This window comes from Chroococcidiopsis thermalis PCC 7203 (assembly GCF_000317125.1).
GTDB classification, from domain to species: Bacteria; Cyanobacteriota; Cyanobacteriia; order Cyanobacteriales; family Chroococcidiopsidaceae; genus Chroococcidiopsis; species Chroococcidiopsis thermalis.
In genome coordinates this window covers 6,193,001-6,207,213 of sequence record NC_019695.1, presented here as the reverse complement: position 1 = coordinate 6,207,213, position 14,213 = coordinate 6,193,001, and the positions used below count along the sequence as shown (strand labels likewise).

At 42.5% G+C, this 14,213-nt stretch carries 8 protein-coding genes and 1 tRNA gene; 6 read left to right on the top strand and 3 right to left on the bottom strand.

Going from position 1 to position 14,213, the window contains the following annotated elements; genetic code table 11:
• Positions 1–43: 43 nt before the first annotated feature.
• Together CHRO_RS27015 and CHRO_RS27010 are read left to right on the top strand one after the other, a co-directional pair.
• Positions 44–577: an ammonium transporter gene (locus tag CHRO_RS27015; protein WP_041462658.1), complete on the top strand. Its 534-nt coding sequence runs from the start codon at positions 44–46 to the stop codon at positions 575–577.
• A 678-nt stretch (positions 578–1,255) separates the two neighbouring features.
• Positions 1,256–1,329: transfer RNA gene (locus CHRO_RS27010), tRNA-Pro, on the top strand.
• 53 nt (positions 1,330–1,382) lie between these two features.
• Here the strand turns inward: CHRO_RS27010 and CHRO_RS27005 are convergent.
• Positions 1,383–2,162 carry an ABC transporter permease gene (locus CHRO_RS27005; protein WP_015157404.1) on the bottom strand — a complete coding sequence of 260 codons (780 nt, stop codon included), beginning with the start codon at positions 2,160–2,162 and terminating at the stop codon, positions 1,383–1,385.
• Positions 2,159–3,097 carry an ABC transporter ATP-binding protein gene (locus CHRO_RS27000; RefSeq protein ID WP_041462657.1) on the bottom strand — a complete coding sequence of 313 codons (939 nt, stop codon included), beginning with the start codon at positions 3,095–3,097 and terminating at the stop codon, positions 2,159–2,161. The genes CHRO_RS27005 and CHRO_RS27000 overlap by 4 nt, the downstream gene beginning before the upstream one ends.
• A 269-nt stretch (positions 3,098–3,366) precedes the next feature.
• Between CHRO_RS27000 and CHRO_RS26995 the strand changes: the two genes are divergently transcribed.
• Entirely contained in the window at positions 3,367–4,359 is a 993-nt protein-coding gene (locus tag CHRO_RS26995) for an SGNH/GDSL hydrolase family protein (RefSeq protein WP_015157402.1), read from the top strand.
• Between the two features lie 99 nt (positions 4,360–4,458).
• Positions 4,459–5,505, top strand: coding sequence for a M42 family metallopeptidase (locus CHRO_RS26990; protein ID WP_015157401.1), 1,047 nt, complete (start codon positions 4,459–4,461; stop codon positions 5,503–5,505).
• Positions 5,506–5,735: 230 nt separating this feature from the next.
• Here CHRO_RS26990 and CHRO_RS26985 read toward each other — a convergent pair whose 3' ends face one another.
• Positions 5,736–11,645: an EAL domain-containing protein gene (locus tag CHRO_RS26985; RefSeq protein ID WP_015157400.1), complete on the bottom strand. Its 5,910-nt coding sequence runs from the start codon at positions 11,643–11,645 to the stop codon at positions 5,736–5,738.
• A gap of 241 nt (positions 11,646–11,886) precedes the next feature.
• On the opposite strand from CHRO_RS26985, the gene CHRO_RS26980 reads away from it, so the two are divergent.
• The gene (locus CHRO_RS26980) at positions 11,887–12,198 is read left to right on the top strand and encodes an urease subunit beta (protein ID WP_015157399.1); all 312 of its coding nucleotides are present in this window, start codon (positions 11,887–11,889) and stop codon (positions 12,196–12,198) included.
• 95 nt (positions 12,199–12,293) lie between these two features.
• Positions 12,294–14,012 (top strand): urease subunit alpha, encoded by a 1,719-nt coding sequence (gene ureC, locus CHRO_RS26975; protein WP_015157398.1) that lies wholly within the window; start codon positions 12,294–12,296, stop codon positions 14,010–14,012.
• The last annotated feature ends 201 nt before the right edge of the window (positions 14,013–14,213 follow it).

Genomic DNA, 14,213 nt, shown 5'->3' with positions numbered 1-14,213 from the left:
GATGAAATTGTTTTACAACTGTTGGAAGTCTAAGGAAAAATCAGTGTTGCAAAAAGTTTCGCTCGCGATCGCCATTGTCTTGGGGCTAATATTCTCACTTGCGGGACAAGCAGTTGCTGCACCAAGTGACGCAACTGCTGCGATCGCCAACGCGCAAACCGCAGCAGATACGGCATTTATGCTGATGTCGGCTGCTTTAGTCTGCTTCTATGCCGTCACTTTTAAAGCAAAGTTGCAATTTGACGATTCCCTCGATACTTTTCCCGTACATGGTGTGGGCGGAACAGTGGGCGCAATTCTCACGGGTATCTTCGCTACTACGGAAGTTAATTCAGCTGGTAAAGATGGTTTGTTACGGGGAAATTTCAACCAGTTTATCGTTCAAATTGTTGCAGTTTTAATTGCTTACGCGATCGCCGCGATCGGGACTTTTATCTTAATGAAAATTTTGGATATTACTGTAGGACTGCGACTCAAACCAGAAGCAGAACTTCAAGGTATGGATATTAGCGAACACGGTGAAGAAGGCTACAATGAAGAGTTTGGCGAACGACTGTCATTTACCGAGCCAAAGTGACAAATTATTCAGAGCGCAGATTGAATCTTTCTCGTGTTTCGATTGAGTTAGCATCACAGTTCAGTCTAGCTTTGCCTGAGCTACTAATAGGGATTTAGTCATGCTATATCCCTGTTTTTTGCTGTACAAAATCTGCACGAACTCAATGAATTGTGCGTTGAAGGGCTGGGAAAATCTTGACAAATCAGATAGCTACCATATTTATACTGATTTATTAGTAACTACTCTATCGGTTTTAGGGAAATTTACTGTTATCGATCTAAATTAGCGTGAAGTAGTCTGAAGAAGTGGACCAGGTTATAAGTTGCCTGAGCCAAAAAGCTCAGGCGATTTCTTCTCGGTTTCTCGCGTAGAAAGATATGTATAATCAAGTTTTCCTGAGAGCCATTCTTGCTATTTCATCGCGCAAACAGTAAGCTGTTCTCTCTGTGAAAACTTTTACTCATTTTAGCCGATCCATATACTGCTTGATATATAAAATTTCAAACTTTACAGAAACATTGAAATTCTATAGCGTTTTCCATGCAGGTGTAATACATGCGTAGGGGCGCACAGCTGTGCGCCCCTACAGATCTATGTACCTCATCCCCTGTCTGACCCAAAAGCGAAATTTCAGCAGGTAGACAGGTATGTTACAATGCTTTGAGGTTGAGTTCGTCTAATGACTCAAAACGATCGCGGGATGTAGCGCAGCTTGGTAGCGCACTTCGTTCGGGACGAAGGGGCCGCTGGTTCGAATCCAGTCATCCCGATTTTATCAATGCTGGTGCGATCGCTAGAATTATTCTGAGATGGTTCAGTTCAACTATTGAATTAACTGCGGATAAATCTGTCGCCAAGCTAATACGGTAAAAACGCTCAACCACAAGAGTAACCACACAACCTGTAAATACCAGAATTGAGGCAAACCCAGCGACCAACGCAGCAGGTCAACTAGTGCTGATAAGGGTAAGATATTAGCAACATAACCCAACACTGGTGGGAGAGTATTGCGCGGGAAGTATGTCCCACAAATGGTAAACATGGGGACAACAAATAAGAAGATCGGCACGTTAATTTGATCGACAGTCCGCACCGTACCCGCAGTAAACAGCCCTAGCGCACCAAATAGCATACTACCCAAGATAATTAAAGGTAGAGCTCCTAGCAGATGCCAACCCGAGTATAGCCCTAAACTCATTGCAACTAGACCGGTCAGTATTCCTGCAATCGAGCCTTTCGTCGTTGCCCACAACCAATCGCCTAAGAAGACTTCAGTAAAACTCAGAGGTGCGGTGAGTAGTGCTTGCCATGTTTTTTGGTAACTCAAACGGATGAAACTACCGAAAGAACCTTCAAAAAAAGATTGAAAGAGTACTCCTACTGCAATCATGCCGGGGGCAATAAATTGTAAGTAGCTAACGGTTTGCCCTTGATAAGTTACATCGCCAATCAGAGGGGTTAAACCGTAGCCGAAGGCAATTAAATAGATTAAAGGCTCGGATAATGGTGGCAAACTGTTAACTAACCAAGTTTTTTGATACACCTTGGCATGACGACGCCAGACAGAATATATACCCCAAGCCGTAACTGAAATCCGTTTCATGCCAGTGCTGTTCCTGTCAGTCGTAAGAAAACATCTTCAAGATTAGTGGGACGACGAATGGGCGGAGTTGGTGTTATGGTATGGATCTGCTGCCAAAATTGGGGATCTGCTGGTAGCCCAAGTAAATAGCTATTGCCAAATGGGTGATACCAAGTACCTGCTTGTTGGGCAAGCTGTTGAATCGTAGATTCAGGAATCCCGATAATTTCCGCCACTTCTAAACCTACTGTACGTTCGATTAACTCTGCGGGCGTGCCGCGATCGAGAATTTTGCCCTGCTGGAGTAACAACAAGCGATCGCACAGCCGTTGCGCTTCATCCATATAATGAGTTGTCAACAGTACCCCACAACCGTTTTGTTTTAATTGCAGTACCAAACGCCAAAAATCTTGTCGTGCATTTGGGTCGAGTCCTGTTGTCGGCTCGTCGAGAAATACGACTTGAGGATGGTTAATCAAAGCGCGTGCTAGCACCAACCGCCGCTTCATCCCACCTGAAAGTTCGTCAACCAGGGAACTGCCACGGTCTTCTAATCCTACCAGAGCCAACAATTCCCCGGCACGTTGACGTGCTGCCGCTCCAGTAATTCTATAGTGGTGGGCGAAATAAGTTAAATTTTCCCAAACTGTAAAGTCAGGGTCGAGATTGTCTTCTTGGGTGACAATTCCCATTTTTGCTCTAGCTGCTCGTCCCTGCAACTGAATTTTATTTTGCCCTAACTGGACGAAGCCGCGATCGGGTCTGACAGAACCATAAAGCATTCTCACAATCGTCGTTTTTCCCGCACCGTTGGGACCGAGCAAGCCTAAAATCTCTCCTGGATTGAGGGTGAAGTTGACTCCCTGTACGACTGGGCGATCGCGATAGGATTTCCACAGGTCGTAGGCTGCGAGCGCTACCGCTTCAGTTTGTGACGATCTAGCAATGCTAGTCATAGATTGTGGTGCTGACTTAGGGCTGTTGTTGGCAGATAGCTCGAACAAATCGTGCTAACTCCTTTGTAATACATTGTAGTATAGCAGGGGATTATTGTATGTCTAGCAGGGAAGATGATTCTAACTAATGGTAGAATTTTCTGTCAGTTGTCAGCAAACAGGAGTCAGGAGTCAGGAGTCAAGAGTCAGGAGTCAGAAGTCGGAATTAGGAATTAAATTCTCCCTCTGCTCGTGCGCTCGTGCGCTCGTGCGCTCCCTGGTAAAATTAGATGGCAAAAAAAGAGAACGTTAGAATCAAAATTCTCGCTACGGGACTTGCGATCGGTTCGTGTATTGTCCCCCTACAAGCACAAGCAAAAACTCCTTTCAGTCAGATCGTCGTGTTTGGCGATAGTCTTTCCGATACGGGGAATACATTTCAAGCTACAGGCATTCCTCCCAGTCCGCCGTACTCTGAAGGACGTTTCTCTAACGGTTCGATCTGGATAGATTATCTGGTAGACAATTTAGGGTTAAGTCGCGATCGCCTTACGAATTACGCTTTTGGCGGAGCCACGACTGGCAAGAATAATACTACTGCCCCACTACCTCCCAACACGCCTCCTTTACCAGGATTGCAGCAGCAGCTAGAGAATTTTAAAGCTCAGCATCCCAAAGCCGATCGCAGAGCGCTTTATGTTATATGGGTGGGAGCAAATGACTATTTAGGAGGTGGAGTCACCGATCCGTTCGTACCAGTTAACAATATTACATCAGCAGTAAGTACTCTCGCAGAGCGCGGGGCAAGACATATTTTAGTAGTAAATTTACCAGATTTGGGGCGCATTCCCGCTACTAGGAATAATCAAGAAATTGCTAACACCCTGAATGCTTTGACTCAATTTCATAACACTGGCTTGGCAGCAACTTTGCAAGTCTTGGATAAGAGAACCAATACTAATATTGTCTCAGTGGACGTGAATTCTCTATTCAGACGAGCGATCGCCAATCCATCTGAGTTTGGGCTTACCAATGTCACCGATACTTGCTTGACTCGAACAAGCGTATGCAGCAATCCTAACGAATATCTCTTCTGGGACAATTTGCACCCCACAACTGGAGTCCATGCATTAGTAGGAGAATTAGCTTTATCTAGCCTCAAATCTGCATCTACTGCTAAATCATCTTCTGAATCATCAACTGCTGGATTAAACGCATTCATGTTGGCTACCCTCGGCACTGCGGCAGGGACTACGGTATCGCTATACAAGAACAAGAGATGAGGAACAATTATCGAAGATCGATGGAGTTAATCGCTCAGCCCTTGTTACTGTAGAGGCATTGCAGATAACATCTCTACACCTCATTCTCATTCATCCTTCGTGTCTAACTACGATCGCCTATTTACCACTATCGAAGAATTAGTCATGCATCACTCTCCCAGTGGAGTTGAGACAGAGATTAATCAATTCTTGCTCGATCGCTTCTCTGCTTTGGGAGTAGAAGTGTGGCTAGATCGTGCCGATAATATTATTGCCAAAATTCCTGGGCGAGATCCTCAAGGTGCGATCGCGATTACTGCCCACAAAGATGAAATTGGCGCAATTGTCAAGAGTGTGGGCGATGATGGGTGCGTAGAAGTTAGAAAACTAGGCGGTGCTTTCCCTTGGGTATATGGCGAAGGAGTCGTGGATCTGCTGGGAGACAACGAAACTATTAGCGGCATTCTCAGCTTTGGTTCTCGCCACGTTTCCCACGAGTCGCCCCAAAAAGTGCAGCAGGAAGATACGCCTGTAAGATGGGAAGATGCCTGGATTGAAACTATGCGTACTCCTGAAGAACTCGCAGCTGCGGGAGTTCGTGCGGGTACGCGGATGGTAATTGGCAAGCATCGCAAGCGTCCGATCGGATTAAAAGACCATATTGCCAGCTACACTTTAGATAACAAAGCTTCCGTTGCGATCTTGCTGGCTTTAGCTGAGAGAATTAAACAACCAGCAGTAGATATCTATTTGGTAGCTTCTGCAAAAGAAGAAGTGGGAGCAATTGGGGCGCTATATTTCACGCAGCAGCAACGCTTGGATGGATTAATCGCCTTAGAAATCTGCCCTCTCTCTTCAGAGTATCCAATTCAGTCTGGGGAAGCGCCCGTAATTTTGTCTCAAGATGGTTATGGAATTTACGATGAAGGTTTGAACCAACAACTGCGTCATGCAGCAGAAGCAAAGAATGTTCCCTTGCAGTTAGCAACCCTCAGCGGGTTTGGCAGCGACGCTTCAATCGCCATGAAATTCGGACACGTTGCGCGTGCTGCGTGTTTGGCATTTCCAACCCAAAACACTCACGGATATGAAATTGCTCATTTAGGAGCGATCGCTAACTGTATTGAAATTCTCCAATGTTTTTGTGAAACACAATTTGATAGTTAGTCATTTGTCATTTGTGAGTCGTTAGTAACCTTTTACTCCAATACATTTCAGTTAAAAGCGATCGATCCTCGAAGATCCCCCCAGCCCCCCTTGGAAAAGGGGGAAACAAAGCCCCCCTTGTTAAGGGGGGTTGGGGGGATCGAGTCCGATCTGAACTGTATTGCCTTTTACTCCCGACTCTCGACTCCCGTACGGGCGGGTTTGGAAACCCGCCCGTACCGACTCCCGAATTACTTATTCAACCATTTTTCCGCCTTCTGACTGTCTACAGGTTGAGAAAATAAATATCCTTGCCCTAAATCGCAGCCAAGCTGTTGTAGTTTTTCTAACTGCAATTGGGTTTCTATGCCTTCTGCTACTGCATCTATGCCCAAACTGCGTGCTAGTGTAACGATTGTCTGGACGATTTCAGTGTGACGACTAGATTCGAGATGGTTGACAAAAGAGCGATCGATTTTCAGCGTATCAATGGGTAGATCGTGCAGGCGACTTAGAGAAGAATAACCCGTACCGAAATCATCGATACACAGTTGAACTCCTAAAGCTTGAAGACGTTCTAGTAACTGTGGGGCTAAGTCTGCTGTTTCTAACAAGCAGCTTTCGGTAATTTCAAGTTTCAAACATTCTCCTGGCAGTTGAGTTGTCTGTAAAATTTGCTCGATCCGTTCGGCTGCATCTGCTTGTTTGAGTTGTTGCACTGACAAATTAACGTTGACTGCAAGGCTATGATATTTAGGAAATCGTTCGCGCCAAGTTTGTAATTGCAGACAGGCTTGCTGCAATACCCACCAACCCAAAGAATCGATCAATCCAGTTTCTTCTGCAACTGGAATGAATTCTGTTGGTGCGATCCAACCTTGCTGGGGATGATACCAGCGGATCAAAGCTTCAAATCCAGTCAGACAGCCGCTAGAAAGTTGAATAATTGGTTGGTAATGTAAAGATAATTCTTGTTGGGCGATCGCCCGTCGTAAATCGCTTTCTAATTGCAAACGGGCGATCGCGCGGGCTTGCATTGCGGGGGCAAAGATTTGATATCGTCCTTTATGTTGCTCTTTTGCATGATACATGGCTGCATCCGCATCTCTGAGAACATCGCTTGCTCGTTCGTAATTCATCGTGCTGAACGTGATGCCAATACTCGCGCTGGTAAAAACTTCATATTCCAGCAGTCGATACGGTTGTTTTAAGCGTGCTTGAATTCTGTCTGCTACCACAGTTGCTTCTTCAAGATCGCGAATGTTTTCTAGTAGAATTACAAATTCATCGCCTCCGAGTCGCGCTACTGTATCTGAGGCACGTAAAGTAAGTTTTAACCTACTAGCAACACTTTTAATTAACTCATCTCCTACCAAATGCCCTAAACTATCATTCACAACTTTAAAACGGTCTAGGTCGATAAACAGTAAAGCATAGAGATAATCTGGATAGCGTTTGTGCATTTCGATCGCTTGTTCTAAACGCTCGATCAACCAAGCACGATTGGGTAAATCGGTGAGGGGATCGTGAAAGGCATCATGCAGTAGTTGTTCTTGAACTTGTACGAGACGATCTTGAGCGATTTGCAGTTCTTTTAATGATTTTTCTAATTGACTAGCTTTTTCTCGTTCTTTCAGTTCCGATCGCTGTAAGTCTTGGTACAGTTGGGCATTTTTTAAGGAAATTGCCGCTTGAGAACAGAGCAATCGCAAAATTTCTAAGCGATCGCTCGTAAATGCACCTGTGGCAAGATTATTTTCTAAATAGAAAATGCCTACGAGTTGATTTTGATTCAAAATAGGGGCGCACAATACTGATTTGGGTTTATGCGATTGAACGTAAGGATCGCGGGCAAAATTGTAACTATCAATAGTGTTTTGTAGCACGACATCAAGTTTATGCTCGGCTACATAGTTAATTAAAGAAATTGGTAGCAGATCGCTTGTCACTGCCATAGGAAATGAGAGCGTTTGCTCAGATGATGCGACAGATATAGCTGCTTCTATAACTAGCTTTTGATCTCGAATCAATAATAAAAAGCCTAACTCCGCGCCTGCATTCTCGATTGCAGTTTGCATTATTTTATGAATTAAGTCCTGAAAAACAATTTCGCCAGAAACGATCTGTGCGGCTTTAATAAATGTATTTAAATCGAGTAAGCGATCGGATGTATGAATATTAATGTTATGGCTTGCAGTGAATTTATGAGACTGATTTGCCAAAGTAAATAATAATCGAGCATATTTGGTATCTAAAGCCTTTACTTTAGCTATTGCACCCCAGACTAGATAACAAGATCTAGCATTTAAAAGATGAATGCGAGCAATCGTGTCTTTACCTAATTCTAAATAGAATTTAGCTGCTAGTTCGTTTGCTAATGCTTCTTCTTGTAAGTATGCATTTTTTTGAGCTAAAGTAATGGCGCGATCGTAGTTATCTATTGCTTGGTTACAATTGCCAAGAACTCGATTTCTCTCAGCTTCAACTAAATAATACTTATGCAAATAATTCATTGGTGCAGAATTTGCCCATTTTTGCATTTGCCTTTGATTCATCTTGACAAGTTTTAAAATACGCTTTTTTTGCCAAATTGAAGTAGAGCTATATGTGGATATTAAAGTTAAAGAATGATAAAAATTAAAAATAGGTAAAGATAGAGAAGCAATAACACCATCTGTATATTTTTTTGCTTGCAATGCATTTTCAGCAGCGCGCTCGTATGCCTCGAATAGATAATTGAGTACAAGTTTCTGACAATATAAGTGAAATAAAGCAGTTTTATGATTCACTGCTAATAGTAATGACAGCATCTTTTTTTCGTCGTAGTACTTGCCTCTAAAAAAACACGGATTTTCTGTTGTCTCCAACAAGTTTGCGACAGATTGTCTATAGAGTTGCAATAAATGCGAGGCTGTCTCTTGTTTGAGGCGATCGCTTGCTTGTAAATATGTTTCCATTTCTTGGGCGAGTGCTGTCAATTCCTTGCCGACAAAATAGGAATGATAGCAGTAAATAAACCCGCAATAGGCAGCAAATTCAATGTCGCCAGTATCTAATCCACTTTGATAAGCTTCTATGAGGGATGGTAAGCCTTCTCTAACATGTTCCTTCCAGTGTCGAATAAAATTATTAAACACCATGAAGGTTCTAGCTTTTAATTCCTTTGCCTGAAACTTTTCTAATAGGTCTAAAGCAAGTTTACCAAATTGATAGCCAGCATCAATATTCCCCAATATGCCACATAACATCACACCGTAACTGGCATAACCATAAGCAGACATTGCTGTATTACCATATTTTAGTGATAGATTGACTCCAGCAAATGCTAATAAGGGAGCGAATTGTGGCGCAGCATTGTATGTAGGCGAACCAGCAATTCCCATAATTTTCATAGCTGCTAATGTATGGGGATTGCTCATAGATGGTAGATTAATTAGTGCCTCAATGTGTTTATGACATAAGCTAAATTTGGTGGCGATCGCCGCTAGTAAAATCTTAAATTTACTCGCTCGGTGAGGTAAATTAACTCCTAAAAGCCGCAAGGCGTATATTGCTATGCTGACAGCTGCAAGTGGTTTTCCTTGGGCAACATGAGCGAGAATTTTAATTTCATAGACTTTAACTTTATCTAATAAATTTTTTGCTTGTTGTAGTACGATATCTGTATAATTTTCTGTTGAGGTAAATTTGCCACACAAATATGCTGCTGCCGCTGCTTCTAAAAATAAAGCAAGTGAAAGCTCGTATTGTCGTTGCCAGCTTTTTTCCTCAATAAGTTTGATACCCAAACTTGCATAACTCAATGCTGACTCATAGGCAATGGATTCTTTAGCTTTTTTGGCAGCAGTTAAGTTTAGTGCTGCTAATTCATCTTTTTCAGTTTGGTTCTGTAACAAAGAGATACTAAAATTCAGATGATTGACAATATCAAAAATTTTTTCTTCTTGCTTGTCTGCTAGAGTATTTTGTAGTAGGGTTCGACCAACTATTTGATGTAAAGTTTGTTTTGTACCTTCTGGAATCGACGAATAGGCGGCTTGTTGAATGCGATCGTGAGCGAATTTATATCTTACTGTTAATATTCGTGTTGGAGAAATACCTAACTCAATTGCCGTGCGATCGTTGCCAATAGGGATAATTAAACTAGCAGCGATCGCTGGTTGTAGAAGTGCCACTATGACTTCAGCAGGTTTTGTCATACAGCCAACTAAAGTAGATAACTCAAACGAACTACCAATACATGCTGCTAGTTTTAAAATTTGTTGTGTATTGTTATCGAGCTTTTGAATTTTCTTAACGAGAAGCTCGGTAAGATTATTATGAGTTGCTTGAGCTAGTTGAATTTCTGTTAAATTCCAGTACCAAATTTGTCTCGCTCGTTCAAATTTTAATAAGTCTTCTGCTTCTAAATAAGCGATAAACTCACTAATAAAAAATGGATTACCGCGAGTTGTCTCTAAAATCAGTTTTGCTAAAGGTTCTGTCACCTCGCGATCGCACTTAAGAGTTTCCAAAAGTAGCTGATTAATCTGAGATATATTAAGAGGTGTTAAAGAGATATAATGAATTGTGACTCCAAATTTAGTTAACTCTTCTAAACTCAAGCTGAGAGGATGAAAAACATTAACTTCATTGTCTCGATATGCCCCAATCAAAAATAAATACTGCTTTCCTTCCGCGACTAAAATCTGAATTAATTGTAGAGTAGCTCTATCTACCCATTGAAGATCGTCTAAAAAAATTATGAGTGGATGTTCTGCCTGGGCAAATACTTGAATCAACTTCTGAAATACTAATTTAAACCGATGCTCTGCTGTTGTTGAATTTAAAGTTGCGATCGCTGAGTGTTGACCTAAAAGCAATGATAAATCGGGAACAACATCGATCAGAACGCCGATATTCTCTCCGCAAGTAGTGAGAATGCAATCTCGCCACTTTGCTAATCGATCTGAGTCTTCTAATAAGAGTTGTCGAACTAATTCTTGCAGTGCTTTAATTAAGCCAAAATAAGGAATATGCCGTTGATATTGCTCGTATTTTCCTTGAACAAAATATCCTTTTTTTTGAGTAACTAGTTTAAAAGTTTCCTGTACGAGAGATGATTTGCCAATTCCAGCATATCCACGAACTAAGACTAATTCGGGTTTGAATTGGTAATTGGTAATTGGTATCTCTTGTCCTCCTTGTCTTCTTTGTCCTTCTTCACAGACTCTCCCAAAAGCCGCTAATAGAATCTTAATCTCTCGTTCTCTACCGTAAAGCTTTTGGGGAATTTGTAGTTTGTCGGAAACATCTTCTTTGCCTAATTCAAATTCTGTAACAGTATGATTATTCTCTAATTGCTGCCAACAATTTTTTAAGTCCGCTCTGATTCCCCAGGCACTTTGGTAACGTGCTTCAGCGGTTTTTGCCAATAGTTTTATAACAATTTTTGAAAGAGCTAGAGGGATACTAGGATCGATTTGGTGAGGCGGAATTGGCTGCTTAGCAAGGTGACAATGAATGAGTTCTAAAGGATCGTCAGTATCAAATGGTAGTTGGTGGGTGAGTAATTGATAGAAAGTTGCTCCTAAAGAATAAAAATCTGTTCGATAATCAACATTGCGGTTCATTCTGCCAGTTTGTTCTGGAGATATGTAATTCAGAGTTCCTTCTAAAATACTAGGATGACTAAAATTAGGAGTTTCTTTAGATAAAACAGTAGCAACTCCAAAGTCAGTAATTTTGAGTTGCTTGGTAGCAGAATTAAAAACTATATTAGCCGGACTAATATCTTTATGAATTATATTTGCCGCATGAATTTGGCATAAACTCTCTACTATGAGAATAGCAATTTCAAGAAAATTTTTAAGACCGATCTTTTTAGCTTTACTGAGAATTTCTAAAGACTCACCGCCAAAATCTTCTAAAGTAATTAATACAGTGTTTTGGAAATTTTCTAAACTGTAAGCTTTTACGACTCCAGATAAATTTAAAGAATGGGTAATCTCATATTCTTGCTTGTACCGAATCAGCTCTTCTAAACTAGGTTGCTCTGCTTTTAAAATTTTCAGAATAATTGGTTGACGATCGCGGATTCGCCACGCTCGATAAACTACCGAGCGATCGCTTTCGTAAATTTTATTAATAATCTCATAGCTAGAAATAGCGATCGTACTCACTTTTGGTTAACCAAGTGTATTTTCAATAACATAGAAAAAAATTGCTATGGGCAATTTTTTGAAGTAAGTTCATAATGAACTTCAAACAAGTTTGCACTAATTAACATTTTGTGCATAAGATTTGGTGGCTAGCAAGAGTTGACACCAAACCGATTATATTTTGGCGTGCGAAAGCGCTCGGTGTCAGCGATCGCTACAATGTTTTTATTTCATCAGCAAATAGCAAGACGAGGAATAGGCAATGATTCCAGGTGAAACGATCGTCCAGTCAGGGGAAATTGAATTAAATGCAGGTCGTCCCACAACTGTTTTACGAGTAGCAAATACAGGCGATCGCCCGATCCAAGTTGGTTCTCATTATCATTTTTTTGAAGTCAATCCTGCCTTAGAATTCGATCGAGAACGGGCAAAAGGGATGCGCTTAGATATTCCCGCAGGTACGGCTGTCCGGTTTGAACCAGGAGACGAACGGGAAGTTACCATTATCCCCTTAGCTGGAACTAGACATGTCTATGGCTTCAACAGTAGTGTCAATGGAGCGCTAGACGGATAGTTTTCGTGGAATTTGTGAAACCTATATAAAATTTTTCTCGATATTTTCTGTATCTGTATGGTTCAATCTCCTATAGACTCTGACAAGGAATATCTATGAGCTATCGCATGGATCGCCGTGCCTACGCCGAAACCTTCGGTCCCACAACAGGCGATCGCATCCGTCTCGCCGATACAGAATTATTTATCGAAGTCGAACGAGACTTTACCACCTACGGTGATGAAGTCAAGTTTGGTGGTGGTAAAGTCATCCGCGATGGGATGGGACAATCTCCCATTGCTAATGCTGATGGTGCTGTCGATTTAGTCATTACCAACGCTTTAATCCTCGATTGGTGGGGGATTGTCAAAGCCGATATCGGAATTAAAGACGGTAAGATTTACAAAATTGGCAAAGCTGGCAATCCTTACATTCAAGACAACGTAGATATTATCATCGGTCCTGGTACGGAAGTCTTAGCAGGAGAAGGCGCAATCGTCACGGCTGGTGGGATCGACAGTCACATTCACTTTATCTGTCCCCAGCAAATTGAAACGGCGATCGCCTCTGGTGTGACAACTATGATTGGTGGAGGTACGGGACCCACTACAGGTACGAATGCCACAACCTGTACCCCTGGACCCTGGAACATTTACCGGATGTTGCAAGCCGCCGATGCCTTTCCCGTCAATTTAGGTTTTCTCGGTAAGGGTAACAGCAGTCAACCCCAAGGCTTAGTCGAACAGATTGCAGCTGGGGCAATGGGTTTGAAATTGCACGAAGATTGGGGAACGACTCCCGCCGCGATCGATACTTGTTTGGATGTCGCCGACCGACATGATGTCCAAGTCGCGATTCACACCGATACCCTCAACGAAGCTGGGTTTGTTGAAACTACCATCGGTGCTTTTAAAGGACGGGCGATTCATACATACCATACAGAAGGGGCTGGCGGCGGTCACGCCCCAGATATTATTAAAGTTTGCGGTGAAGCCAACGTTTTACCATCTTCTACCAATCCTACGCGCCCTTATACGCTCAATACCCTGGATGAACACTTAGATATGTTGATGGTGTGCCATCACCTCGATCCAAGTATTGCCGAAGATGTCGCCTTTGCCGAGTCGCGCATTCGTCGAGAAACGATCGCCGCAGAAGATATTTTGCACGATTTAGGGGCATTCAGCATGATTTCCTCCGACTCTCAAGCGATGGGAAGAGTAGGGGAAGTGATTATCCGTACTTGGCAGACGGCACATAAAATGAAAGTGCAAAGGGGGCATTTATCTTCTCCCGATGGGGGATCTATAGAAAATGACAATTTCCGCGCCAAAAGGTACGTTGCCAAGTACACGATCAACCCCGCTATTACCCACGGTATTGCTAATTATGTCGGTTCTGTGGAAGTGGGGAAACTTGCCGATTTGTGTCTCTGGCGACCGGCATTTTTTGGCGTGAAACCGGAAATTGTGCTGAAAGGCGGATTAATTGCTTGGTCGCAAATGGGTGATGCTAACGCTAGTATTCCCACTCCCCAACCAGTTCACATGCGTCCCATGTTTGCTAGTTTTGGCGGTGCGATCGCGGCAACATCCTTGACTTTTGTTTCTCAAATTGCCCTAGAACAAGAAATTCCTTCTCGGTTAGGTTTACAAAAACCTGCTGTGGCTGTCTCACAAACCCGTCAAATCGGTAAGCAGGATTTAAAATTAAACGATGCCCTACCTCGCATCGAAGTCGATCCTGAAACCTACGAAGTTAGGGCAGATGGAGAGCTTCTCACTTGCGAACCAGCTACAATCTTACCAATGGCACAAAGATATTTTTTGTTTTAAATGGTTGTTAGCTGTTGGTTATAGACGCTGGTACTATCGCTGATGCTGACTATTTCAGATTGTTATCTATCTGCCGAAGCGAACTTTTTGCCTCAATTGCTCGCTCGGCAGGTGAATTTGCTACCGCGATCGAACATTGCCAAAAAATGTAACGATCTGTAGTTGGAGAAACATTCTCTCTTGGGTAAGAGGTTAATTTTG